This is a genomic window from Myxococcales bacterium, from assembly GCA_016712525.1.
In the GTDB taxonomy this organism is placed as follows: Bacteria; Myxococcota_A; Polyangia; order Polyangiales; family Polyangiaceae; genus JAAFHV01.
Window position 1 is genome coordinate 162031 of record JADJQX010000007.1, and the last position, 21675, is coordinate 183705.

The 21675-nt window shown below is 69.6% G+C and carries 21 protein-coding genes; 11 read left to right on the forward strand and 10 right to left on the reverse strand.

Translation table 11 applies throughout. From position 1 onward, the window contains the following. Positions 1-19: 19 nt before the first annotated feature. Together IPK71_17830 and IPK71_17835 are read right to left on the reverse strand one after the other, a co-directional pair. The gene (locus IPK71_17830; protein ID MBK8215595.1) at positions 20-1774 is read right to left on the reverse strand and encodes an NAD-dependent aldehyde dehydrogenase; all 1755 of its coding nucleotides are present in this window, start codon (positions 1772-1774) and stop codon (positions 20-22) included. After that, the gene (locus IPK71_17835) at positions 1771-2847 is read right to left on the reverse strand and encodes a teichoic acid biosynthesis protein (protein MBK8215596.1); all 1077 of its coding nucleotides are present in this window, start codon (positions 2845-2847) and stop codon (positions 1771-1773) included. Before IPK71_17835 ends, IPK71_17830 begins: the two co-directional genes overlap by 4 nt. Between IPK71_17835 and IPK71_17840 the strand changes: the two genes are divergently transcribed. Continuing rightward, positions 2846-3838: a hypothetical protein gene (locus IPK71_17840; protein MBK8215597.1), complete on the forward strand. Its 993-nt coding sequence runs from the start codon at positions 2846-2848 to the stop codon at positions 3836-3838. The two genes, IPK71_17835 and IPK71_17840, sit on opposite strands and share 2 nt — an antisense overlap. A gap of 29 nt (positions 3839-3867) precedes the next feature. On the opposite strand, the gene IPK71_17845 is transcribed toward IPK71_17840, so the two are convergent. The 3 genes from IPK71_17845 to IPK71_17855 form a co-directional block, all read right to left on the reverse strand. Then, positions 3868-4692 (reverse strand): hypothetical protein, encoded by an 825-nt coding sequence (locus IPK71_17845; protein ID MBK8215598.1) that lies wholly within the window; start codon positions 4690-4692, stop codon positions 3868-3870. A 69-nt stretch (positions 4693-4761) separates the two neighbouring features. Beyond that, on the reverse strand, positions 4762-5589 hold the full coding sequence (locus tag IPK71_17850; GenBank protein MBK8215599.1) for a ferritin-like domain-containing protein: 828 nt from the start codon (positions 5587-5589) through the stop codon (positions 4762-4764). After that, positions 5586-5870 (reverse strand): hypothetical protein, encoded by a 285-nt coding sequence (locus IPK71_17855; protein ID MBK8215600.1) that lies wholly within the window; start codon positions 5868-5870, stop codon positions 5586-5588. The genes IPK71_17850 and IPK71_17855 overlap by 4 nt, the downstream gene beginning before the upstream one ends. Positions 5871-5983: 113 nt before the next feature. Here IPK71_17855 and IPK71_17860 point away from each other — a divergent pair, with 113 nt between their 5' ends. After that, positions 5984-6796: a prolipoprotein diacylglyceryl transferase gene (locus tag IPK71_17860; protein ID MBK8215601.1), complete on the forward strand. Its 813-nt coding sequence runs from the start codon at positions 5984-5986 to the stop codon at positions 6794-6796. Between the two features lie 83 nt (positions 6797-6879). Then, on the forward strand, positions 6880-8253 hold the full coding sequence (locus tag IPK71_17865; protein ID MBK8215602.1) for a pyridoxal-phosphate dependent enzyme: 1374 nt from the start codon (positions 6880-6882) through the stop codon (positions 8251-8253). A gap of 50 nt (positions 8254-8303) precedes the next feature. Here IPK71_17865 and IPK71_17870 read toward each other — a convergent pair whose 3' ends face one another. Then, positions 8304-9044, reverse strand: coding sequence for a GNAT family N-acetyltransferase (locus IPK71_17870; GenBank protein MBK8215603.1), 741 nt, complete (start codon positions 9042-9044; stop codon positions 8304-8306). Positions 9045-9182: 138 nt separating this feature from the next. Between IPK71_17870 and IPK71_17875 the strand changes: the two genes are divergently transcribed. The 3 genes from IPK71_17875 to IPK71_17885 are packed head-to-tail and all read left to right on the forward strand — an operon-like array spanning position 9183 to position 11781. Further along, positions 9183-10088, forward strand: a complete 906-nt coding sequence (locus IPK71_17875; protein MBK8215604.1) for an endonuclease/exonuclease/phosphatase family protein — start codon at positions 9183-9185, stop codon at positions 10086-10088. After that, complete coding sequence (locus IPK71_17880) at positions 10085-10909, forward strand: DUF455 family protein (GenBank protein MBK8215605.1); 825 nt, start codon at positions 10085-10087, stop codon at positions 10907-10909. The genes IPK71_17875 and IPK71_17880 overlap by 4 nt, the downstream gene beginning before the upstream one ends. Further along, complete coding sequence (locus tag IPK71_17885; GenBank protein ID MBK8215606.1) at positions 10906-11781, forward strand: hypothetical protein; 876 nt, start codon at positions 10906-10908, stop codon at positions 11779-11781. Before IPK71_17880 ends, IPK71_17885 begins: the two co-directional genes overlap by 4 nt. Positions 11782-11797: 16 nt before the next feature. On the opposite strand, the gene IPK71_17890 is transcribed toward IPK71_17885, so the two are convergent. Continuing rightward, positions 11798-13375, reverse strand: a complete 1578-nt coding sequence (locus tag IPK71_17890) for a glycerol-3-phosphate dehydrogenase/oxidase (GenBank protein ID MBK8215607.1) — start codon at positions 13373-13375, stop codon at positions 11798-11800. A gap of 208 nt (positions 13376-13583) precedes the next feature. Here IPK71_17890 and IPK71_17895 point away from each other — a divergent pair, with 208 nt between their 5' ends. Together IPK71_17895 and IPK71_17900 are read left to right on the forward strand one after the other, a co-directional pair. Further along, entirely contained in the window at positions 13584-15089 is a 1506-nt protein-coding gene (locus IPK71_17895; protein MBK8215608.1) for a coniferyl aldehyde dehydrogenase, read from the forward strand. Next, a complete protein-coding gene (locus IPK71_17900) occupies positions 15090-15740 on the forward strand; it encodes a TetR/AcrR family transcriptional regulator (protein ID MBK8215609.1) in 651 nt (216 codons plus the stop codon). Positions 15741-15762: 22 nt separating this feature from the next. On the opposite strand, the gene IPK71_17905 is transcribed toward IPK71_17900, so the two are convergent. After that, complete coding sequence (locus IPK71_17905; GenBank protein ID MBK8215610.1) at positions 15763-16953, reverse strand: pyridoxal phosphate-dependent aminotransferase; 1191 nt, start codon at positions 16951-16953, stop codon at positions 15763-15765. Positions 16954-16989: 36 nt separating this feature from the next. Here IPK71_17905 and IPK71_17910 point away from each other — a divergent pair, with 36 nt between their 5' ends. Together IPK71_17910 and IPK71_17915 are read left to right on the forward strand one after the other, a co-directional pair. Further along, positions 16990-17700, forward strand: coding sequence for a DUF72 domain-containing protein (locus IPK71_17910; protein ID MBK8215611.1), 711 nt, complete (start codon positions 16990-16992; stop codon positions 17698-17700). Between the two features lie 123 nt (positions 17701-17823). Then, positions 17824-19929, forward strand: coding sequence for a hypothetical protein (locus IPK71_17915; GenBank protein ID MBK8215612.1), 2106 nt, complete (start codon positions 17824-17826; stop codon positions 19927-19929). Between the two features lie 37 nt (positions 19930-19966). Here the strand turns inward: IPK71_17915 and IPK71_17920 are convergent, their stop codons facing one another. Then, positions 19967-20329: a YbjQ family protein gene (locus tag IPK71_17920; GenBank protein MBK8215613.1), complete on the reverse strand. Its 363-nt coding sequence runs from the start codon at positions 20327-20329 to the stop codon at positions 19967-19969. A 52-nt stretch (positions 20330-20381) separates the two neighbouring features. On the opposite strand from IPK71_17920, the gene IPK71_17925 reads away from it, so the two are divergent. Then, positions 20382-20981, forward strand: coding sequence for a hypothetical protein (locus IPK71_17925; protein ID MBK8215614.1), 600 nt, complete (start codon positions 20382-20384; stop codon positions 20979-20981). Here IPK71_17925 and IPK71_17930 read toward each other — a convergent pair. Next, positions 20974-21606 carry a phospholipase gene (locus tag IPK71_17930; protein MBK8215615.1) on the reverse strand — a complete coding sequence of 211 codons (633 nt, stop codon included), beginning with the start codon at positions 21604-21606 and terminating at the stop codon, positions 20974-20976. The two genes, IPK71_17925 and IPK71_17930, sit on opposite strands and share 8 nt — an antisense overlap. Between the last annotated feature and the right edge of the window lie 69 nt (positions 21607-21675).

Consider the following 21675-nt stretch of genomic DNA (forward strand, 5'->3'; position numbering starts at 1 on the left):
TCGTCGCGCGTCGCCGCGCCTACCCTCGCAGAGAAGCCTTCACGAGGTCCCAGAGCTCGCCGAGGCCGGGCCGAGCTTCGACGGTCATGAGCGCTTTCGCTAGCGATTTCATGGCCTTGTGATCCGAAAAATACGGGAGCTTCGGGAACGTTCGGAACGGCGCGCGCACCACGGTCTTCTCGGGGTGGTCGAAGAGGGACGTGTTGTGCACGAACCCCGTGCCCGACGTGATCGCCTCGCGCGTGTGACCCGGATACGCCCCCCAGGGCGGAACGACGAGCCCGTACACGAGCCCCGCCCAGCAGTTCACGGCCACCGCCCCGTACCGGAGCTCCGTGATCGCGCGCTCGATGGCGCCTCCGTGCGCGTCCAGGGTCGTCGGGTGAGCGAGCAGGATGCAGGAGAGCGTCCCCCAGACGCGCTCGTTCACGAACGGGACCGCCTTCGCGAGGAAACGCTCGGCGTCGGGGTAGGGGTCGCGTGAGAAGCCCGCCGTCTCGTCGGCGAGATCGAGGGTCACCTCGGCGAGGACGCCGCAGAACGCCTCGTGCGTCAGCGCGTGCTCGCCGGCTCGCGCGGGCACGTCCGGGATCACCGTCCACGGCAAGGTCTCGGGGGCGACGTCGCTCGGGCCGAGCGGGGTGGCGTTCGGGTACGCCTCGAGGAAGCTTCGGTGGCGGCGCTCGGCGCCCGGATAGTACGCCTTTCGCCTCGGGATCTTGGCGAGCTCGGCGTGCAGGTGCTCGAGGAACGCCTCGCGCTGGAGCCAACCGCGGGCCATCACGAGGACCTTCGCGGCGTTGCAGTTGAAGCTCGCGTTCTGCGTCACCATCGAGGCGACGTGGCGCGCCTGGTAGACGAGGTCCGCCTCGGACCAAGGCCCCGGGACGACGAGCACCGGCGTCACGCACCCGAGCTCGGCGGTGAACGGGCGCGTGTTCTTGGGAGTCCCCTCGGCGCGGTTCTTCGTGCGCTCCTCCTCGGACGCGCCCCACACGATCGCGTCGTACGTCGCGTCGGACCCGGTGACGTGGAGCGAGCCCGTGAGCGCGTGCGCGGCGGCGTAGGCGCCTTCGTGTGCGCCGCCGTACACGACCGCGAAGTACCCTCGATCGACGAGGGGCGCGAAGGCGTCCTCGAGCAGCGGTCCCACGTGCTCGCACACCGGGTTGGTCTTGAGGAGCACCACCTCGTCCTCGACGAAGAGCTTGTAGAGTGCATCCATGGGCGCGATGGACGACACGTTGCCGCCACCGAGCACGAGGCACACGCGCCCCTCGCCCTTGTCCTCGCGGTACACGCGACCTTGCGAGGCAGGCTGCCCCGGCGCCATCACGACGTCGACCGTGACCCCTCCGAAGGTGAGGCGATCGAGCAGGCTCGCGGGAAAGACCCGCGCCACCTTGCGACCGACGCCGTCGGGCCCGCGCTCGTCGCGCACACGGGACGGCTTCGGCGCCCCGCCCGCCTCGAGCGCCTCACGAAGCAAACGGAGGTTGCGGAGCGTCACGACCGGGCCCGCGAGCCACTCTTCGCCGGCCTCTTCGGACGCCGGATCGAGGCCCTTTCGCCGCGCGCCGGCGTCGCACCACGCCTCGGCGACACGAACGATGCCCTTCGCGAGCTCGTCGAGGAGCCGAATACGCTCCGCGAGCGTCACCTTCGGCCAGTCGGCCTTGTGGGCGTCGAGGTTCGCGAGCTTGAGATCGATCTGGGCGAGCGGCGTGGGAGGGAGCGGCGGAGGGGGCTCGGGAAAGGTGGGCTTCTCGCTCACACGAGCCCCGCTTGTGCGCGGTCGAGGAAGCCGTCGAGCGCCTTCAAGATCAAGGTGTTGCCGTCTTGCGAGTACGCGGCGAGCTTGGCCTCGCACTCGGGCACCTTCGCGAGGAAGCGCTTCACGACCTCCGGGTCGTCGAGCGACTCGGTCGCCATGCCGTAGCCCTCGTGCTCGAGGTAGCGCGCGTTCAGGACCTGCTCGAACTGTCGATGCAACGGGACGGCGAGCATCGGCTTGTGGAGGTAGACGGCCTCGCCCATGAGCGTGAACCCGCCCCCCGCGATGACCGCCTTCGAGGACGCGAGGTCGTCGATGAACCCTTGCTCGGAGAAGGGCCGGAAGACCAAGTTCCCTTCGCGCTCCTCGCTCTTGATCGAGCGGCGGATCCCGTAGATGCGAAACTCGGTGTCGAGCTTGCGGAGCCCCTCGACGAACGACTCGTTTCCCTCGGCGGTCTGGTAGACGAGCACGTGATCGCCCTTTGTGGCCTTGGCCGCGAGGATCTCGGGGCGCAAGATCGGAGGGAAGAGGGTCGTCCGCTCTTTGCGCACCGGCGGGCGGAAGAACGTCGTGATGAAGTACTCGTCGCAGAACGGGAGCTTGCTCTTGATGAACGCCTTCGTGAGCTGAAACTCCGCCGTGTGCCCCTCGATGACCGACTCGGGCAACGTGCAGCGGTTGATGATCTGCATGTTGTCGATGCTGAGGAGCGGCAACCTGTGGGTCTTCGCGTAGAGGTACGTCCACGACTCGAAGTCGCTGATGACCGCCTCGGGCTGGAAGTCCTTGATGAGATCGAAGTACGCGCCGATGTTCTCCGGCACGCCGGCCGCGCCCGTCGTCACGTTGCTCCAGAGCGTTTTCCCGAGGCGCACCCGGTTCTCTTCGTAGATCATGTGGAAGCCGTGGATCTGGTTGACCCCCTCGAAGCGCTTCCCCAAAAATTCTCGGGCGCGCCCCGAGGCCATGATCTCGACCTCGTGCCCCTCGCGAACCAGATGCTCGAGCACCACCCGCGAGCGCATCGCGTGCCCCATTCCCTCGCCCACGACCCCGTAGAGAATCTTCATGGCCGACGAGCTTACTAAAACGGCGCGCCGAAGGCGTGTCTGGTGCGAGACGCTCCCGCTCGAAGAGCTCGAGTCCCGGGCCGTCTTGGGGCTCCTCCGCCGGTACGACCTCGAGGTGCTGGTCGCGGTGACTCCCGGCACTCGAAGCGGGGCGGCGCGGGCGTTTCGTGCCCTCGAGGACCACGGCGTGCGCGCCGGGCTCTGGCCCATGATCGGCGACGACGAAGGGCGGTGGGCGAGCTCCGCGACCCTCTCCGCGTACACGGCCTATGTCGACTCCGTCACCTCGGGCCTCGTGGAGGAGGGCGTGCCTCCGCGCGAGATCGCCTTCGATCTGGAGCCGCCCTTCTTGGCCGCGAAGGCCGCGTCCCACGGCGCGGTCGCCGGCCCCGTCCGCACCGCCATGCGCCTGCGCGGTGCCTTCGCCGAAGCCCACGCATCGCTCGCGCGCACGGTCGAGAGGCTCGGCGCGGAGGTCGAGATTTCCTGCGCCGCGGTGCCCCTCGTGCTCCTCGACGGGCACGAGCGTGGCGCCCCGTTCTACCAGTCGCTCCTCGGGACGCCCGTGGACGGCGTCGCGTTCGGCGCGGTGAGCATCATGGCCTACACGAGCATGCTGGAGGGGTGGTCGCGAGGCCTCCTCGATCGCCGGGCGTCCCTGGGGGTGCTCGGGGAGTGCGCGAGGCTCGCGAAGGCACGGTACGGTGCCCGAGCGTCCCTCTCCCTCGGGACGGTCGGCACGGGGGCCTTCCACGACGAGCCCATCTACCGCGACCCACGGGAGCTCGCCGAGGACGTGGCCGTGGCGCGTGCGTTCGGCGTCGACGACCTCACGCTCTTCGACCTCGGCGGAGTCGTGAGGCGCGCGCCGGCCGAGGCGTGGCTCGACGCGTTCACGACCGACGCCGCCGCGCCCACGTCGCTCCCACGGCGCGTCGCGCTCGGGTCGGCCTTCCTGCGGGGCTTCGGTCGGTTCCTTGGACGCCCGTAAGTTGTCGAATTAACTAGACAAAGTCCGGTCTACGGGTTGTAGAGCCACTTCGGCCCGCGGCAGAGCGTGCTGGCCGCGGAGCACGCCTTGACGTTGCTCGTCGCCTTGAAGCCCGCGAAGAGCTCGGCTTGGAGCGCCGCGTTGTTGTTGCACACGTGGTAGTCGGCGAGGGTCTGGTTCGTCGACCGCGCGATCTCGGTGAGCGCCTTGTCGAGCGTCGAGGCGAGGTTGCCGCCCTCGAAGGAGCACTTGGGCGCGATGGCGATCGCCTTCTCGAAGTCTTGTGCCTTGAGGGCGGCGACGAGGGCCGCCTTGCCACCTTCGTTCGTGCAGGTGAGGCCCGCGCTCTGCTCGATGCTCGTGATGACGTCCGTGAGGAGCTTCTCCCCGACGTCGCCCTTCAGGCGGTCCATGCCGAGGAACTGTTTGGGATCGCAGCCGCACGTTTTGTACGCGGCGACGAGGTTCGAGATGGCCGTCTTCGAGCCGCGCACGGTGTCGCGTTTGACCTCGACGAGGATGACGTTGCCGTTTTTGTCCTTGGCGCCGGGCTCGGTGCCGTAGTTGGCCTGAAACGCGCTCGCGAGCGGCTGTTTGCCGTTCGCCTTCGTGGTGCACGACGCTTCGATCGTGGTGGTCGTGTGGGGAGGCCAGAGGGGCGAGGTGCGGCCCGCGGTCTCCTTGTAGGCGTCCTTCTGGAGCCACACGAAGGTCGCCTCGCAGTTCGTCCCGCGGACCGCGTCCTCGTCGGCCGAGGCCGCGGGATCGTCGTTCGCCGTCTCGGCGCTGCAGGCGGCGAGCGCGACGGTGAGGGGAGCCAGGGAGAGCGCGAAGCGAGCGACGGAGCGAACCATGACGCGATGATGTACTCGAGCCCGTTCGTTTGTCGACCGCTTCGCTCCGCGGAGCTTTGGCGTGGCGCGTCACGCGGCCGCGGGGTGGCGCTCGAGATCGGCCAGCGCCACGCGTAGCGCCTCGCGAGCGGGGACCCCGAGCTCTTCGAGGCGCGGAACGACGACCGCCTCGAGCGTCTCGAAGAAGGCCGTGAACGTCGCTGGCCCCTCGGGCGCCCCGTACGAAAGAGATGCCTCGGACGAGGGCCGGGTGCCGAGAAACGAGCCGAACCGGACGAGGCGGTGCCGGAACGACGTGGCCGCGTAGGCCGCGAGCCTCGCGCGCTCCTTCGGCCCGAAGGTGGGCACGACCTCTCCGAGCACGCGGAACCCGAACCGGGCGTGTCCGACCTCGTCGGCCAAGATGATGCGGAGCTCCTCGGCGAGCTCGGGGGTCCCGGCGCGCTCCACCTCTTCTCCGACCAGCACGACGGCGGCCGTCTCGCTCACGCAGCACACGTCGAGCAGGTTCCATACGAGGCCTTCGAGCGGGGATACGTTCGTGTGAACGGGCACCCTCGGGAGCTCGCCCATCGGGGCCGTCGCGACCTCTCCGAGCGACGTGAGAACTCGCGCGCAGCGCACGCCGTGAGACAGCTCCTCGTTCGCCATCGTGAGCAGCTCGGTGGTCTCCCGGGCGCGGAGGCCCGCGGCCATCGCCTGGGGGACGAGCGCGGCGAACACGCGAGCCGACACGTACTCGGCGACCATGCGTGTGCGCCAGGTGTCGACGACGGCCGCCCGTTCGTCGGGAGAGAGGGCGACGTCGGGGAGCTTCAGCGGGCCGAGCTCCGAGGCTTCGCGACCGAGGTCGAGCACCGGCGTGCCCTCGGCGGTGGCCGACACGAGCGGCCTCACGCCACCACCTCGGCCGGCTCCGCGGCGAGCTGCGAGAAGAGGTCCGGCGCGAGCTCCGGCGGCGCGGGCGGGCCCCAGGACGGAACGCAGCCACCCCCTTGGCCGCGGAGGCGGAGCACGTCGGCGACGCGCTCGGCGGACGAGCCGTCCTCGACACGCTCGTCGGACGATGGGGCTCGCTCGCGGGCGTGCGCGGCCCCGGCGGCGAGGAGAGAGACGGCGCACGTGATTCGGGCGGCCATGCGGAGCGCGCGGGCTCGGTCGGACGAAGGCTTTTGCATCGTGGGCTTCCTTTCGGCTCGTGTCGTGAGCCGTCCCGCCTCCAGCAAGGGTCGTGCCTGATGGTGCAATGGTTCAACCATTCAACGGTACGCGGTGTGCAGACGATGGCGGCATGGTCCCCTCTCCCTGGTTCCTCGCGAACGCCGCGGCCCTTGCGCTCGCCTCGTGGCTCTTCCTCTGTACGAACCGCGACGCCCCTCCCGTCCTCGTCGGGGCGTACGTGCGTGCCTTGCCGTTCACGGTCTTGGGAGCGCTCGGCGTTGACTACGGCCTCGCGCTCCTCGGCTACGCCCTCTCCGGCGGCAGCGGCGAGCCCCCGCGAGCCTTCGGGGTGATGGCGTACGGTGCGCTCTTCGGCTTCGGCGGCGCGTTTGCGCTCTTCGCCCGTCGCCGTGGGTTCTCGGTCTACGACGCCCTCGATCGCATCACGGCGCCGCTCGCGCTCCTCGTCGCGGTCGGGCGCCTCGGATGCACGTGGGCGGGCTGCGAGCATGGGCGCCCTACGGGGACGTGGCTCGGCGTCGTCTACGACCGAACGTCCCCGCACTTCGACGAGCTCGTTCGCGAAGGGCTCGTTCCCGCTTTCGCGACGTGTTCGGTGCCCCTCCATCCGGCTACCCTGTACGAGGCCGCGTTCGCCCTCGGTGCGTGTGCGCTCGCGCTCGCCCTCCGCCCGAGGCCGACGACCCGGAGAGGCGGGGTCTTCTTCGCCGGGACGCTCGTCTACGCCGGCGGGCGGATCGTCTCCGAGCTTTTTCGCGCCGACGCGCGCGCCGCGACGTTCACGACAGGGCAGGCGATGAGCGTGTTCGTCGTCGCGCTCGCCCTGTCCCTCGCCCTCCGCGAGACCGATCGTCGCTCCGACGTAACTCAGAACAGAGGTGATGGCGAAGCGTGGCCTTCGTCGCCGCCTTCTCCTCGTTGACGCGCCCGATGACGCACGCCGTCGGCGGTTTCCTGGGGAGTTCTCAGACCAGGCCTTGCTCGCGCTGACTATGCTGCGCGCCCATGTTCACCGACGACCTCACCAAGCTCATTGGCAACACGCCGATCGTGAAGCTTACCCAGTTCGACACGGGCCCCTGCACCCTCTACGTCAAGCTCGAGAGCCAGAACCCGGGCGGCTCGATCAAGGACCGCATCGGCCTCTCGATGATCCGGGCCGCCGAGGCCGAGGGCAAGCTCGGGGGCGACAAGCGCCACCTCGTCGAAGCGACCGCCGGGAACACCGGCCTCTCCCTCGCCCTGGTCGCCGCGCAGCGCGGTTACAAGCTCACGCTCGTCATCCCCGACAAGATGAGCCAGGAGAAGATCTTCCACCTTCGAGCCCTCGGCGTCGACATCGTGACGACGCGCTCCGACGTGGGCAAAGGCCACCCCGAGTACTACCAGGACGTCGCGAAGCGCATCGCCGACGAGACCGGCGCGTTCCTCGTCGGTCAGTTCGAGAACCCGGCGAACCCCCGCGCCCACGAAGAGTCGACCGGGCCGGAGATCTTCGAGCAGACGAAGGGCAACGTCGACGCGGTCGTCGTGGGGGTCGGCTCCGGCGGCACCCTCACGGGGCTCTCTCGCTACTTCGCGCGTGTGAAGCCGGACGTCGACATCGTGGTGGCCGACCCGAAGGGGAGCATCATCGCCGACTACGTGAAGACCGGAAAGCTCGGCACGGCGGGCTCGTGGGTCGTCGAGGGGGTAGGGGAAGACTTCGTGCCGAGCGTCTGCGATCTCTCCAGGATCAAACACGCGTACACCGTCACCGATCGCGAGAGCCTCGACACCGCGCGCGCGCTCCTGCGCCGCACGGGCATCCTCGCGGGGTCGTCGTCGGGTACGCTCATCGCCGCGGCCGTCAAGTACTGCAAAGACCAGACGACCCCGAAGAACGTGGTCACGTTCGTGTGCGACAGCGGCAACAAATACCTGTCGAAGATGTTCAACGACTACTGGATGGCCGACCAAGGCCTCACCGACCGCGAGACCTTCGGCGACCTCCGGGACGTCATCTCGCGCAAGGCGGGGGATCGCGCGCTCGTCACGGTCTCTCCGAACGACACGCTGCTCACGGCGCACGGTCGCATGAAGCTCTACGACGTGTCGCAGCTCCCGGTCATGGAGAACGGCAAGATCGTGGGCATCGTGGACGAATCGGACCTCCTCTTGGCCCTCGCCGATTTGCCCGATCAGGCGCACTTCAAGAAGCCGGTCGGGGAGGTCATGTCGACCCAGCTCACCACGGTGCCGGTGACCACCAAGGTCTCGGAGCTCTTGCCCATCTACGCGAAGGGCTTCGTCCCGATCGTGGTCGATGGTCGTGGGGAGCTCCTCGGCCTCGTGACGAAGATCGATCTGCTCACGTACCTCCGCCGCAAGATGGCCTAGCAGCCCGGGATCGAATGGCCGAGCACGAGCCCGAACCGTGCTCGGCCCGTTCACCCCGAGGTGTCGCTCGGCTCCGCCTCTCCTGTCGCCTGGGCGAGCACCGAGCGGAGCTGGGTGGCCATCGAGCGCGCGGCCGCGCGAAAGGCGTGCACGATCGCGTTCTCGTGTTGAGGGTCCTCGAGCGTGAGCGGGACCTCGAAGCGGAACGCGTCGATCGACGGCGGTTTCCGTCCGAGGCCGAAATCGGGCGAGATCTCCCGGGCCTCCGGGCCGACGGGCTCGAGCTTCGCCCCGACGGCGTGGAGGATCTGAAGCATGCGCTCGTTGGTCGCGAGCACCTCGCCCCGGAACACACGCACGTCGCGCGCGATGGCGGCTCGTGTGAGCTCGATGAGCAACACCGTGCCGAGCCCTCGCTTCTGGAACTCGTCGATCACCGTGACGGCGGCCTCCGCGACGTGGGGCTCGCCCGCGACCCGCACGAACCTCGCCAGCCCCACGCCACGTTCCGCCTTCAGATCGAGGGTCTCGACGAGCGCCGCGATGGCGACGTGATCCACTTGGTCGACCTCGGTGAGGTAGCGGAGGATGGCCTCCGACGGCTCGGTGACGACCGAGAAGAAGCGGAGGTAGCGGCTCTCGACGGAGAGGCGCGAGAACGCCTCGAGGAACGCCGCCTTGTCCTCGGCACGGAGGGGCCGCAACGTGACCACGGTCCCGTCCGACAGCGACCGCGAGACGCGCCAGTCGGGCGAGTCTCGACGAAACGGCGGATCGTCGTTCGTGCTCACCCGGTGGAGCTTAACGAAAACCGTCCGAGGTCGGTGGGCGGGTTCGTTGCCGTGCGCTTGGTCGGCGCCCGAGGGGTGGTGTAGTGTGGGGCAATGCTCCCTGGCGCAGCTCTCAAATATTCGAAAGTATTCGGGAAAATGTTGTCCGAAACGGGGCTCGTGCGGTCGGTCGTCGTCGCGCTGTCGCTCGGGAGCCTCGCCTTCGGGGTCGCGTGCAGCGCGTCCTCGCGCACCGATCCGGAGGATCTTCGGCCCGGGGTGCCCGTGGGTCCGCAGCCGCCACCGAGCACCGCGCTCCCCGATTCGGGGGACGCTGGCGACGGGGGAAACGACGGTGACGGCGGTGGCGCGACGAGGGTGCTCCGGGTCATGACCTACGACATCGGCCACGCCGAGCGGCAGGGGCTCGAGGCGCTCGCGGCCGTCATCCGCGCCGAGTCTCCGGACCTCGTCGGGCTCGCGGACGTCGACCTCGGCGCGCCGCGTACGTCGAGCGTGAACCAGGCCGAGCGCCTCGGTCAGCTCACCGGCATGGCCAACCTCTTTCGTGCAGCGACCTCCTCGGGCGACGCGGGTGCCAACGGCGTGGCGCTCCTCTCGCGGTACCCGATGACCGGAGGCGAGCGCGTGGTGCTCCCTTCGCCGGGCGAGCCTCGCATCGTGTCCACCGTCGACCTCGATCTGGGGGGCGCGGCCACGGTGAAGGTCGCGGTCACGGCGCTGGACGCGGCCGAGGCCTCGCGCGCGGCGCAGGTCGCGGAGGTCACGAAGGTGCTCGGCTCGGCGCCGCGGTCGATCTTGCTCGGGAGCCTCGGGGGAGAGCCCTCCGAGCCCTCGATCGTCACGCTGTCCGCGGCCATGAACGACGCGTGGTCGCTCGTGTCGGACGGGGGAGGAGCCACGTTCCCGGCCGACGTGCCGACGCGTCGCCTCGACTACGTCTTCGTCGGCAAGGGACTCGCGAAGCCGACGCGCGTCGTCGTGCCCGACGCTGGCGCCGCGGCGTTCCACAGGCCCGTCGTGTGCGACATCCCGGTGCCATGAGCGCGCTCGCGTCTTGGGCGGCCGAGTACGTCGCGTCGACCTCGCTCGCGACCAAGCTCGACCCGCCCGAGCCTCCCCGCGTGCCCGAGCCCGCGCCGAAGGTCGCCGAGAGGCCTCGGGCACCCGGAAGACCCCCGGAGCTCCGTGTGGTCGCGCGCGCGAAGGGGCCGCGTCCGCCCTTCGCGACGCGCGAGAAGCGTGCTCACGCGCTCCACACGTTCTTTCACCACGAGCTTCAGGCCGCCGAGCTCATGGCGAGCGCGCTCGTCGCGTTCCCCGAGACGCCGCGGGCGTTCCGGGTGGGGCTCTTGCGCGTGCTCTTCGACGAGATCCGGCACATGCGCGCCTACCAGGAGGGCATGGCGGCGCTCGGCTTTTCGGTCGGCGATTTCCCCGTGAGAGACTGGTTCTGGGAGCGCCTCGGGGACACACCGTCTCCCGCGGCCTTCGTCGCGACCATGGGCGTCGGGTTCGAGGGTGGGAACCTCGATCACGCGGCGCGCTTCGCGAAGGCCTTCGACGACGTCGGTGATCGGGCGAGCGCCGCCATCGTGCGTCGGGTCGGCGAAGAGGAGATCGTCCACGTCCGCTTCGCGCTCCACTGGCTCGGGCGTTTCCTCGAGAAGCCTCGTGCCGACTTCGGCGACTTCGCGCGCGCGATCCCGCCGCCGCTCACCCCGAGCGTCATGCGCGGGCCGACGCTCGAGCGCGGCCTTCGTGAGCGAGCCGGCTTCGACGCCGAGTTCCTCGACGCGTTCGACGCGTTCGTCGTCGAGAACCCTTCGGGGAGGCCCGCGCCGCGTCGCCCGGTGGGCGCATGAAGGTCGCGTGGGTCATGAACCTCGGGGCGGACGAGGAGCTCCGGCGGTACACCTCGGGTGGACGCACGCCGTCGCTCGCTGCGCTCGACAAGGGGGTGCTCACCATGGTCACCGCGCACCGCGACGTGCTCGACCGCCTCGCGCGAGGTGGCCCGATCGTCGGGCTCGACGTCGTCGAGAAGGGGCTCTCGGGCCGAGCCTTCGCGCCGACGCCGCTCGCCCTCGCCGCCCTCACCGACGCGGGCGCCCGTCCGTGCGACGCGCCGCCGATCGAGGTGCTCGCGCGCGTGAATCACAGGGCGTTCTGCGCTTCGCTCGGCCCGACGCTCCCCGGGGCGGCTTACGTCACCTCCCTGGGCGCTCTGGAGGCGGCTTGGTCCGCTGCCGAGTGGCCCGGCTCGTGGGTCGTGAAACATCCGCACGGGTACGTCGGACGCTTACGTCATACGACCCAGGAGCTCGACGCTCGCACCCGCGATTTTGCGCAGCGGTGTTTGGACGAGGCGGGAGGCGTCAGGGTGGAGCCTTGGGTCGAGCGGACCGCCGACTTCGCGCTCCACGGGTTCCTCGCGCGGACTGGCGCGGTGACGGTCGGTGAGCCCACGGCGCAGCGCTGCGATGCCCGAGGCGCCTGGCGAGGCTCGACACGCGACCATGACCTCGAGCCCGACGAGCTCCGCGCGCTCCGAGACGAGCTCGAGCGCGTCGCCGATGCCCTCCGATCGGCCGCGTACTTCGGACCGTTTGGCCTGGACGCCTTCCGCTACCTCCTTCGTGGCCGAGCCGCGTTCCACCCGCGCGTCGAAATCAACGCGCGCTACACGATGGGATGGGCCGTCGGCATGGGCGAGCTTCGTCCCGATCTCGAGTGATCTCCCGAGGCCCGGATCACGCGCCCGTCGGCGGCGCGTACGCCGAACGCCACGTGCGGTGGTACTCGGCCTCCTCGGCCTCCCACTCCGCGTCGCTGAGACCGAGCTCGGGCTGCACCGTGGCGCGGATCTTCGCCATCTCGTGCCGCCCGCCTTCGGGCAGGGTGAGGCCGATACGCACCCGGCGCAGAAGGAGATCCGCGAGGGATACGCAGCCCTCGTCGCGCGCGGCGAGGCGCAGCTCGCCGTAGATGGATACGCTGTCGCCGATGCGCTCGAGGTCGGCCTCGGACGACACCACCTTCGTCGCGTCCTCGCCGAGCCGGCCCGCGAGCCTGCGCCGGACGTCCTGCGAGAGGGACGACGGGAGCGTGGCCTCGTCGGCCCCGCGGTCGAACATTCCCGCGCGATCGGGCAGCGGCCCGAGCTCGGCCCGGGCGGCCTCGAGGGCCTCGCGCGCCATGAGGGCCCAGGTGGTGAGCTTTCCCCCGGTGATCGTGACGAGGCCTTTTTCGTGCCACACCGCGTGCTCGCGCGACTCCTTCGAGGGGTCGGCCTTGCCCGTGTCGATGACGGGGCGGACCCCCGAGTAGGTGCAAAGTACATCGGATTCGACGAGCCCGAGCCCGGGGAACACCTTCCTCGCGCCCTCGAGGATGTAGTCCGCCTCGGACGACGAGATGCGCGGCTCCTCGTCGAGCTCGTGGTCGTGGTCGACGTCGGTCGTCCCGACGAGCGTCACGCCCTCCCAAGGGACCGCGAAGACACCCCGCTGATCGCGGGGATGCATGAAGCTCATGGCCTCCGTGACGGGGACCTTCGACCGGGGGAACACGAGGTGGCTGCCGCGAATCTTCCGGAGCTTCGGCGCCTCGCCGAGGACCTTTCGGAGCTCGTCGGCCCAGGCCCCCGTCGCGTTGATCACCGCCTTGGCCGTGACCTCGGCCGTCTTGCCCTTGCCGGGGCCGCGCTCGTCACGCAGCACGACGCCGCGAACGTGACCGCTCGTGTCTCGGAGCAGGCTCACGGCGCGGGTGTAGCTTCGCGCCGTGCCTCCGCGCCTTACTCCCTCGCGCAAGACCCGGAGCGTGAGGCGGGCGTCGTCGGTCTGGGCGTCGTGGTAGCGGTACCCGCCGAGCACGCCGGAGCGCTCGAGCATCGGGAAGAGCCGCACGATCTCGGCCTCGTTCAAGCGCTCGTGGTTCCACTTCCACGCGAGCGCGTCGTACATGCTGAGGCCGATGCCGAACATCCAGCGCGGCATGGTGTCGCCGGGGAACGCGGCGAGCGAAAAGGGCAGGCTCTCGACGAGACCGCGGCCCTCGTCGAGCATCCGCTCACGCTCTTTGACGCTCTTTCGTGTCACGAGGAACTGCCCCTGGCGCAGGTAGCGCAGGCCCCCGTGAACGAGCTTCGTCGAGCGGCTCGAGGTGCCCTGCGCGAAGTCTCCTCCCTCGACGAGCAACGTGCGGAACCCTGCGCGCGTCGCCTCCGCGAAGATCCCCGCGCCCGTGATGCCCCCGCCGACGACGACGAGGTCCCACGGGGCTCCGAGCTTCTCCCACGCGTCCTCGCGAAAACCCTTGCCCCACATCGCCGCCTCGTTTCGCGTCGGGGGCGGCCCTCGCCCCGCCGCGTCACCGTTTATAGAGCGGTGTCGCTGGGTTGGAAAACGTTACGACGCGGTCGGTCAATATTTGCCCCGAAGCGCGTGCGTGAAGGGGCACATGTCGCTACCTTGTGGGCACCCCGGGCGAACGCCCGAAGCATGCGCCGCGTGAGCGCGCCGTAGGAGAGTCTCAATGTCGCTTGCCCAGGAAGCCCAGTCCGACAGCGGAACCCAGAAGATCGCGGCCCGAGACGGCGCCCCCGAGAGCGGCGACGCCACGAAGAAGGAGGCCGCGAGCCCGAAGGGGCTCGACGCGACGCTCGCCACGCTCAAGGCCGCGTGCCGCAAACACGGGGCTCCGTCGTACGACAAGCGCATCGAGCACCTCGACGCGCTGAAGCGCGTGCTCCTCACCAACAAAGAAGAGATCGCCCGCGCCATCTCGGCCGACTTCGGCAGCCGCTCGCGCACCGAGAGCCTCGTCGCCGAGGTGTTCGTGACCATCGCCGGCATCGACTACGCGAAAGAGCGCCTCCACGAGTGGATGGACGTCGAGCCCCGCGAGGTCGCCTGGACGTTCCTCCCGGGGCGGGCCGAGGTCCACAACCAGCCGCTCGGCGTCGTGGGCATCATCGCGCCTTGGAACTACCCGGTGCAGCTCGTCTTCGCGCCCCTCGTCGCCGCGCTCGCCGCCGGCAACCGCGCCATGGTGAAGCCGTCCGAGCTCGTCCCCGAGACGAGCGCGCTCATCGCGAAGATGATCGCGTCCGCCTTCGCGCCCGACCACGTCACGTGCCACGAGGGTGGGGTCGAGGTGAGCGAGGCCTTCTCGCGGCTCGCGTTCGATCACCTGGTCTTTACGGGGTCCACGCGTGTCGGAAAGGCCGTTATGAAGGCCGCGGCGGAGAACCTCGTGCCGGTTACCCTCGAGCTCGGCGGCAAGTCCCCGGCGATCGTGGGGCGCGACTTCTCGATCGCCACGGCCGCGCATCGCATCATGAGCGGCAAGCTCTTCAACGCCGGGCAGACGTGCATCGCGCCCGACTATGCGCTCGTCCCGCGCAAGGAGCTCGACGCCTTCGTCTCCGAGTGCAAGGCCGTCGTGGCTCGTATGTATCCTACACTCGTCGGTAACGCCGACTACACCGCCGTGGTCAACGCGCGACAGAAGGCCCGCCTCGAGGGCTACCTCTCCGAGGCGACCGAGAAAGGCGCCAAGGTCGTGCGCTTGAACCCGGCGAACGAGTCGTTCGAGGGCTCGAAGAAGCTCGAGCCGACGCTCGTGCTCGGGGGCACCGACGAGATGGCCGTGCTCTCGGAGGAGATCTTCGGCCCCATCCTGCCGATCCTCCCGTACGACACGCTCGACGACGCCATCGCCTACGTGAACGATCGGCCGCGGCCGCTCGCGCTCTACGTCTTCGACCACGACGACGAGGCCGTCGAGAAGGTGCTCTCCGAGACCACGTCGGGCGGCGTGACCGTGAACGACACCATGCTGCACATCGCGCAGGACGACATGCCCTTCGGCGGCGTCGGGCCGAGCGGCATGGGCCACTACCACGGCAAAGAGGGCTTCGACGCGCTCACCAAGAAGAAGCCCGTCTTCTACCAGGCGCGCCTCAACGCCTCGGATCTGATGCGCCCTCCCTTCGGGAAGGCGATCGACTATTTCCTCAAGTTCGTCTTGGGCAAGTGAGTGGGTCGGCCTCCCGAGCCTGAGCGCCGCCAAGAGCTGCTCGAGGCCGTCGTCGAGTTCGTGCTCAAGAACGGCCTCACCGGGCTGTCGCTCCGGCCCCTCGCCAAAGGGGTCGGGACGAGCGCGCGCATGCTCCTCTATCATTTCGAGTCGCGCGAGAAGCTCATCGCGCTCGTCATCGAGACCATTCGGGAGCAGCTTCGGCTCTTTCTCATGGCGCAGGCGGCCTCCGACGAGAAGATGTCGACGGGCCTCCGCACGTTCTGGTCGCTCGCGAGCCGACCGGACGCCGAGCCCTACGTGCGGCTCTTCTTCGAGGTCTATGGGCTGGCCGTGCACGAGCCCGAGCGCTACGGCGCCTTCCTCGACACGGTCATCACGGGCTGGATCTCGATCGTGCGCGAGGCCACCCAAGACGGCGACGACGCCACCGCCACGCTCACGATCGCCGTCACGCGCGGGCTGATGCTCGATCTGCTGGCGACCCGCGACGTCGAGCGGACAGGGCGCGCCCTCGAGATCTTCCTTCGCGAGGTCGTCGAGCCACGCGAGGCGATAGGCGCGCTCCGGCTCGCGAAGCACACGCGAGGCGCCTCTTCCGAGCTCGTCGGCCGCCTCGTCGCCGAGGCCGACGCGTCGCGCGGTGAATAGGCTGTAACGGCTCGTAACTGCGTTACTTTTTGGTGCTCGCCACGGGCTCTTCGAGCGCCCACGCGAGCGTGCTCGCGAGCACGGCGAGCCCCTCGTCGAGGTCGGGCTCGGGCGTGAGCAGCGAGATCACGACGAGGGGCGACTCGGTGAAGTCGAAGAATGCGCCCGGGTGCACGTAGACACCTCGCTCGAGCAGCGCCTCGACCCACTCCTCTTCGGACAGGATGGCGGGCAAGCGCACCGTCGCGTACCACCCTCCTTCGACGAAGAGCCTCGTCGCAGCGGTGCCGGCGAGCACCTCGTCGAGGCGCGCGAGGTTTCGGTTCGTCCGCGCGACGATGGCGTCCCTCGGCCCATGCGCCTCCTCGAGCAAGGTGCGCGCGGCGTGCTGCACGGGCGCCCCCACCGACAGGAACGTGTCCGCCAAGACCTCGAGCCTCGCCTTCGCCTCGTCGACGAGCGCGCGCTCGCCCGCGAGCACGATCCACCCGAGCTTCATCTGCGGCAGCGCGGCCTCCTTCGAGAGGCCCGAGAGCACGAGCACGAGGCCACGCGAGGCCTCTCGCGCCGAGAAAAATGGGCCTCGTCGCGCTCCGAGCGGGTACCTGGCGAAGACCTCGTCCGAGATCACCGGCAGCCCCAGGTCGAGCATGGCCTCGAGCTCGTGCGCGGTGAGCACCGAGCCCGTGGGGTTGTTCGGCGACACGACGAGCACGGCGCGGGCGCGTGGCTCCGCGGCGGCGATCCGCCCGAGCTCGGCGAGGTCCGTGTGCCACGCGCCGTCGTACCGGAGCGGGTAGGGGACGAGGCGAACCGCCGCGTGCGCCGCGAGGAACGAGAAGAGCGGGTAGCTCGGGCTCGGGACGAGGACCGTGTCGCCCGGATCGGCGAGGAGGGAAAAGAGCCATCCGTAGGCCTCGCTCGTGCTCGCCGTGCACACGACGTCGTCCGGCGAGACGGTCCCGCCGAGGCTCTCGGCGATCGCGGCGCGCGCCTCCGGGAGGCCGAAGGGGAGCGGCTCGTACACCGCGCAGCCCGGCGCGGCGAGCGCGAGGCGCCCGGTCTCCGACAGCGGAGGAGGAGAGAGGTCCGCGGTGGTCGGGTTCGACACGGTGAGATCGACGACCTTGCCCTTCGCGCGGCGCGCGCGGAGCGCCGAGGTGAGCGCGTTCTCCTCGAGATCGTGGGCGGAGCGCTTCGAAAAAGGGCTCATGGACAAGCCTGGTCGGGGTTCGGGTAGAGTGCACGCATGACGATCCGAGTGGGCACGAGCGGGTTCTCGTACGTCGAGTGGAAGGGCACCTTCTACCCGGAGAAGCTTCCTCAGAAGAAGATGCTCGCGTACTACGCCGAGCGGTTCTCGACGGTCGAGATCAACGCGACCTTTTACCGGATGCCGAAGTCGGACATGCTCGCGGGCTGGCTCCCCGAGGTCCCGGCGGGCTTCTCGTTCGTGCTGAAGGCGCCCCAACGGATCACGCATCACAAGCGGCTCGTCGAGGCCGAGGACGACACCCGCCACTTCGTGAGCGTGGCCCGCGTGATGGGCGAGAAGCTCGGTCCGTTGCTCTTCCAGCTCCCCCCGCACCTGAAGAAGGATCTCCCTCGGCTCGCCGCGTTCCTCGACGTCTTCGAGCCCGGGACGAAGCTCGTGCTCGAGGCCGGTGATCCCTCGTGGTTCTCCGACGACGTGTACGAGCTGCTCCGCGCGCGGGGCGTCGCGCTCTGCATCGTGGACGACGCGTCGCCGCGGAAGGCGGCGCCGTTCGTCAGGACCGCCGAGCACGGCTACCTCCGGCTGCGCAGGGTGTCCTACACCGACGACGAGATCGCCGAGTGGGCGCGCCGAATCTCCGACGCGGGCTTCGTGGACGCGTGGGTGTTCTTCAAGCACGAGGACGCCGGCACCGGGCCCGTGCTCGCCCAGAAGCTCCTCGAGGCCCTCGAACGGTCGCGCTGACGGCGCGAGCCGACCGAGCTCGGCCGCTCCCGACCTTGCCGTAATGTCCAAGGACATGGGTTGCGCCCCGCGCCCGCTCGAATAGCTTGGACTCTTGGTGGCTTGCTCGCCGCGGAGGTCCCTTTGCTGAACCGTCGTTCGTTCGTGTGGGTGCCCGTGCTCGTCCTCGTGGCGGGGGCCGTCGTCGCGTGCTCGTCGTCCGAGATGCCCGTCGAGCCTCCGGCCGTCGACGCGGGCTCGCCCGACACGGGCGCGGTCGACGCCGCTCCCCGCTGCGGAAAGGACGGTCCTACGAAGTGTGCGCTCGGGGCGTCCTGCGCCGTCCCGGCCGACTGCGAATCCTCGAATTGCACGAACGGAAAGTGCGCGTCCGCGTCGTGCTCCAACAAAATCCAAGACGGCACCGAGACCGGCGTCGACTGCGGCGGGAGCTGCCCTCTCAAGTGCGACGGCGACCCGTGCGCCAAGAACGAAGACTGCCAGAGCACGACCTGCAAACCCGACAAGACATGCGCCCCGCCCGGCACGAAGACGTGCGGCGTCGGCCTCCCGAACCCGTGCGAGAACGGCGAGGCGTGCCTGCAAGATCGCGACTGCAAGACCGACTATTGCCGCGCGCTCGCGTGCAACGACGCTCCTCCCACCGTGCACCAAGACGGGCGGCGTAACGGCGGCGAGACCGGCGTCGACTGCGGAGGCAAGGCCGCCCCCGAGAAGCTCTGCGCGGCAGGGCAGAAGTGCGTCACGAGCGACGACTGCCTGTCGACGTGCACGAACGGCGTCTGCGACGCCCCGAGCGCGACCGACGGCAAACAGAACAACGGCGAGACCGACGTCGACTGCGGCGGCCCGAACGCCCCGAAATGCGCGCTCACGAAGAAGTGCGCCACGAACGGCGACTGTCGCGTGAACGCGTGCACGGCGAACGTGTGCGTCGAGCCCACGGATTCGGACGGCATCAAGAACGGCGGCGAGACCGACGTCGACTGCGGCGGCGCGGCCGTGACGGACGGCGCGTTCACCTACACCGCCCCACGTTGTATCGACGACCGCACCTGTGCAGCCGACGCCGACTGCCTGTCGACCTCCTGCTCTCCGGCCGGGGTGTGCGTGCCGAAGTCGTGCGACACGGGCGAGGTGGCCGGCATTCGCACGTGCGGCGCGAAGGAGGTCGGCGAGCTCGGCGCCGCCCACGAGTCGTGCTGCCGCTCGCTCCCGCTCCCGACGCGCTCGAGCCGTCGCCTCGACAAATACGAGATCACGGCGGGGCGCATGCGCTCCTTCATCACCGCCGTCGGGCCGAACGTGAGGGCGTGGGTGGCCTCGTACGTGGCCGCGAACCCGGGCTCTCAGCTCGCGAACCTCCTCACCCTCGCGCCCGTGGTCGGCAACCTTTTTCCCGCCTCGAAGACCGGGCCGCTCAACCTGGTCGCGCACCTCGGCGCGATCGACATGGACAACTACAACGGCATTCGCGGCTGCTTCAACGGCTACGACGTCGCGAACCCGAACAACGGCTCGAGCGGCCACTCGACCTACTGGCAGCCCGACGCCGACCTCGCCCAGTATGGCATCCCGACGCGAATTTTGCCCCGCGAGACGCTCGACACGAAGCCGCTCACCTGCACGACGTCGATGATGCTTGCGGCGTTCTGCGCGTGGGACGGCGGCGAGCTCGCGCTCCTCGCCGACATGCAAGATGCGTGGGGCCCCGACGCCTTCCCGCAGGGGCCGGCCGACCCGCTCCGCCCGAACTACAACTGGTGCAACGGCCGCCCGGGCACCGGCGGGTGGACGTGCCAAGACACGTCGCTCGGGATAAACGGCCTATTTTATCAGTTCCCCGCGAACACCAACACGCTCCGTGACATGAGCCCGTGGATCGCGTCGCCTGGCCGGTTCCAAACCGACGTGACCCGACTGAAGAGCGGCAACGGCGAGGGCTGGTACGACATGCTCGGCAACCTCGGCGAGTACACGGGAGATTTCAGCAGCCCGTCGCTCGACTTCTGCGACTTCTCGGTGGCGCCTGCGGCTGGCGCGACCACGTGCACACGTAGCCTCAAGCCCGCCGGCTCCGTCGGCACGCTCTACACGGGCATCCCACGCGGTGGGGTCATCGGCCGCTCGTGGGAGGGGCACAACTACGGTCGGGGGACGACCGGCGGCTTCCAGGTCACCTTCCAGTACGGAAAGTTCGGCGGTCGCTGCGTGAGGCCAGCGCAGTAGCCGCTGAAGCTCGCGGATCGCCTCGGAGCGTGCCTCGTCAGGCGCGCTCGAGGCGCACGGCCGTGCCGTAGCAGAGCACCTCGGTCGCGCCCTGGACGAACTCGGTCGCGTCGTACCGCATGGCCACGATCGCGTGCGCGCCCATTTGCTCGGCGTGCGACACCATCATGAGGTAGGCCTCCTGCCTCGCGGCCTCGCACACCTGCACGTACTCGTCGATGTTGCCGCCGCCGAGCTGCTTGAACGCGCCGACGAAGCCCTGGCCGAAGCTCACGCTGCGCACGACGATGCCGCGCGTGATCCCGATGTACTGCGTGATGCGGTAGCCCTCGACGTTCGGGCCCGTGGTGACGACGACGGAGGACGCGGGGGTCGCCGGGGTGCGGTAGGTCTCGCTCATGGCGCGAAAGGGTACACTCGGCGCCCCGCGGACTTTGCTAAGTCTTTCCTCCATGCTCCGCCCGACCCTCGTCGCCCTGGCTCTCCCCCTCGTCGCGCTCGTCTCCGCGTGCGACAAACCCAAAGAGCCCGAGCCGGCGCCCAAAGCCGCCGAGCCTCCCAAGGCCGCGCCCTCCGCCTCGACGACGCCCCCGAGCGAGCCCCCGAAGGCTGCGGGAGAGCTCGTTTGGGATGCCCCGGCCGCGTTCGCGACGGTGCCGAACGCGAGCCCGATGCGCAAGGCGACTTACAAAATCGCCAAGGTGAGCGGAGACACGGAGGACGCCGAGCTCTCGGTGATCGTGGCCGGTGGTGGGGTGGAGGCCAACGTGGCCCGGTGGGCCGGGCAGTTCCAGGAGAAGCCCACGCCGAAGCGCCAGGATCGCAAGGTCGGGCCCCTTGCGGTCACGATCGTCGAGCTCGACGGCACCTTCACGGGCGGCGGCATGCCAGGCATGGCCCCGGCGGCGCCGAAGGCCAAGTGGAAGATGCTCGCGGCCATCGTCGAGTCGGGGGGAGAGGCCACGTTCTTCAAGCTCACCGGCCCCGCAGCCACGGTCGCGTCGGCGCGGAAAGACTTCGACGCGCTCGTCGCGAGCCTGCGGCTCAAGTAGACGCGCGCGTCTTCGGGCGAGGCGCGCGCGCTTTTGGCTTCGTCGTCGGCGCCTTCGCGCGTGGTGGTTTTCGATCGAGGAGGTCGAGCGGCTTCGGGCACTCGCGGCGGAGCTTGCACCCCGCGCACTCCGCGCCGCTCCAGATCCGGTCGAAGCGCGCCTGCGTGGTGTCGAGCAAGACGTCGTCGTTCGTGACGATGCCGAGCTCGAAATTGCGGCGACCGTCGCTCTTCTCTCCGAGGCCCGCGCCGGTGAAGTTCGCGCTCCCGAGGTAGAGCGACTCGCCGTCGGCCGCGATCATCTTGAGGTGCACCCGCGGGCAGGCGCGTACGCACGCCGCGAGCTCGGGGTGCGCCGCGAGCACCGCACGGAAGGGGCGAGAAGGGAGGCCCGCGTGCAAGAAACGGAGCTCGAGCCCGGAGCGGACGCGCTCGGCCAGGAGCGAGACGAGGGACACGTAGCGGCCCCGCGCTCGGTCCCGTGTGCCGATGGGCGCCGGCACGCGGAGGTCCTTCGCGTTCGCCGTCGAGAGGAAGAGCGAGCGCTTCGCGCGGAGCACGATCTCGAAGACGACCCGGGACGCATGCTCCTCGTCGACGACGAGCTCGAGGCGGACCGTACGCACCGCGCCACCATGCCGAAGCGCAACCTCCAGGGCCAATTGTTCGGGAATTTGGCCAAGGAACACAATGTG

Excerpts from the sequence above, each read along its gene's own strand:
- IPK71_17855 (MBK8215600.1), bottom strand. The coding sequence starts at position 5,870 with ATGCAAAAGCCTTCGTCCGACCGAGCCCGCGCGCTCCGCATGGCCGCC.
- IPK71_17905 (MBK8215610.1), bottom strand. The coding sequence starts at position 16,953 with ATGAGCCCTTTTTCGAAGCGCTCCGCCCACGATCTCGAGGAGAACGCG.
- IPK71_17920 (MBK8215613.1), bottom strand. The coding sequence starts at position 20,329 with ATGAGCGAGACCTACCGCACCCCGGCGACCCCCGCGTCCTCCGTCGTC.
- IPK71_17865 (MBK8215602.1), top strand. The coding sequence starts at position 6,880 with ATGTTCACCGACGACCTCACCAAGCTCATTGGCAACACGCCGATCGTG.
- IPK71_17925 (MBK8215614.1), top strand. The coding sequence starts at position 20,382 with ATGCTCCGCCCGACCCTCGTCGCCCTGGCTCTCCCCCTCGTCGCGCTC.
- IPK71_17845 (MBK8215598.1), bottom strand. The coding sequence starts at position 4,692 with ATGGTTCGCTCCGTCGCTCGCTTCGCGCTCTCCCTGGCTCCCCTCACC.
- IPK71_17835 (MBK8215596.1), bottom strand. The coding sequence starts at position 2,847 with ATGAAGATTCTCTACGGGGTCGTGGGCGAGGGAATGGGGCACGCGATG.
- IPK71_17875 (MBK8215604.1), top strand. The coding sequence starts at position 9,183 with ATGTTGTCCGAAACGGGGCTCGTGCGGTCGGTCGTCGTCGCGCTGTCG.
- IPK71_17910 (MBK8215611.1), top strand. The coding sequence starts at position 16,990 with ATGACGATCCGAGTGGGCACGAGCGGGTTCTCGTACGTCGAGTGGAAG.
- IPK71_17890 (MBK8215607.1), bottom strand. The coding sequence starts at position 13,375 with ATGTGGGGCAAGGGTTTTCGCGAGGACGCGTGGGAGAAGCTCGGAGCC.
- IPK71_17885 (MBK8215606.1), top strand. The coding sequence starts at position 10,906 with ATGAAGGTCGCGTGGGTCATGAACCTCGGGGCGGACGAGGAGCTCCGG.
- IPK71_17895 (MBK8215608.1), top strand. The coding sequence starts at position 13,584 with ATGTCGCTTGCCCAGGAAGCCCAGTCCGACAGCGGAACCCAGAAGATC.
- IPK71_17840 (MBK8215597.1), top strand. The coding sequence starts at position 2,846 with ATGGCCGACGAGCTTACTAAAACGGCGCGCCGAAGGCGTGTCTGGTGC.
- IPK71_17860 (MBK8215601.1), top strand. The coding sequence starts at position 5,984 with ATGGTCCCCTCTCCCTGGTTCCTCGCGAACGCCGCGGCCCTTGCGCTC.
- IPK71_17880 (MBK8215605.1), top strand. The coding sequence starts at position 10,085 with ATGAGCGCGCTCGCGTCTTGGGCGGCCGAGTACGTCGCGTCGACCTCG.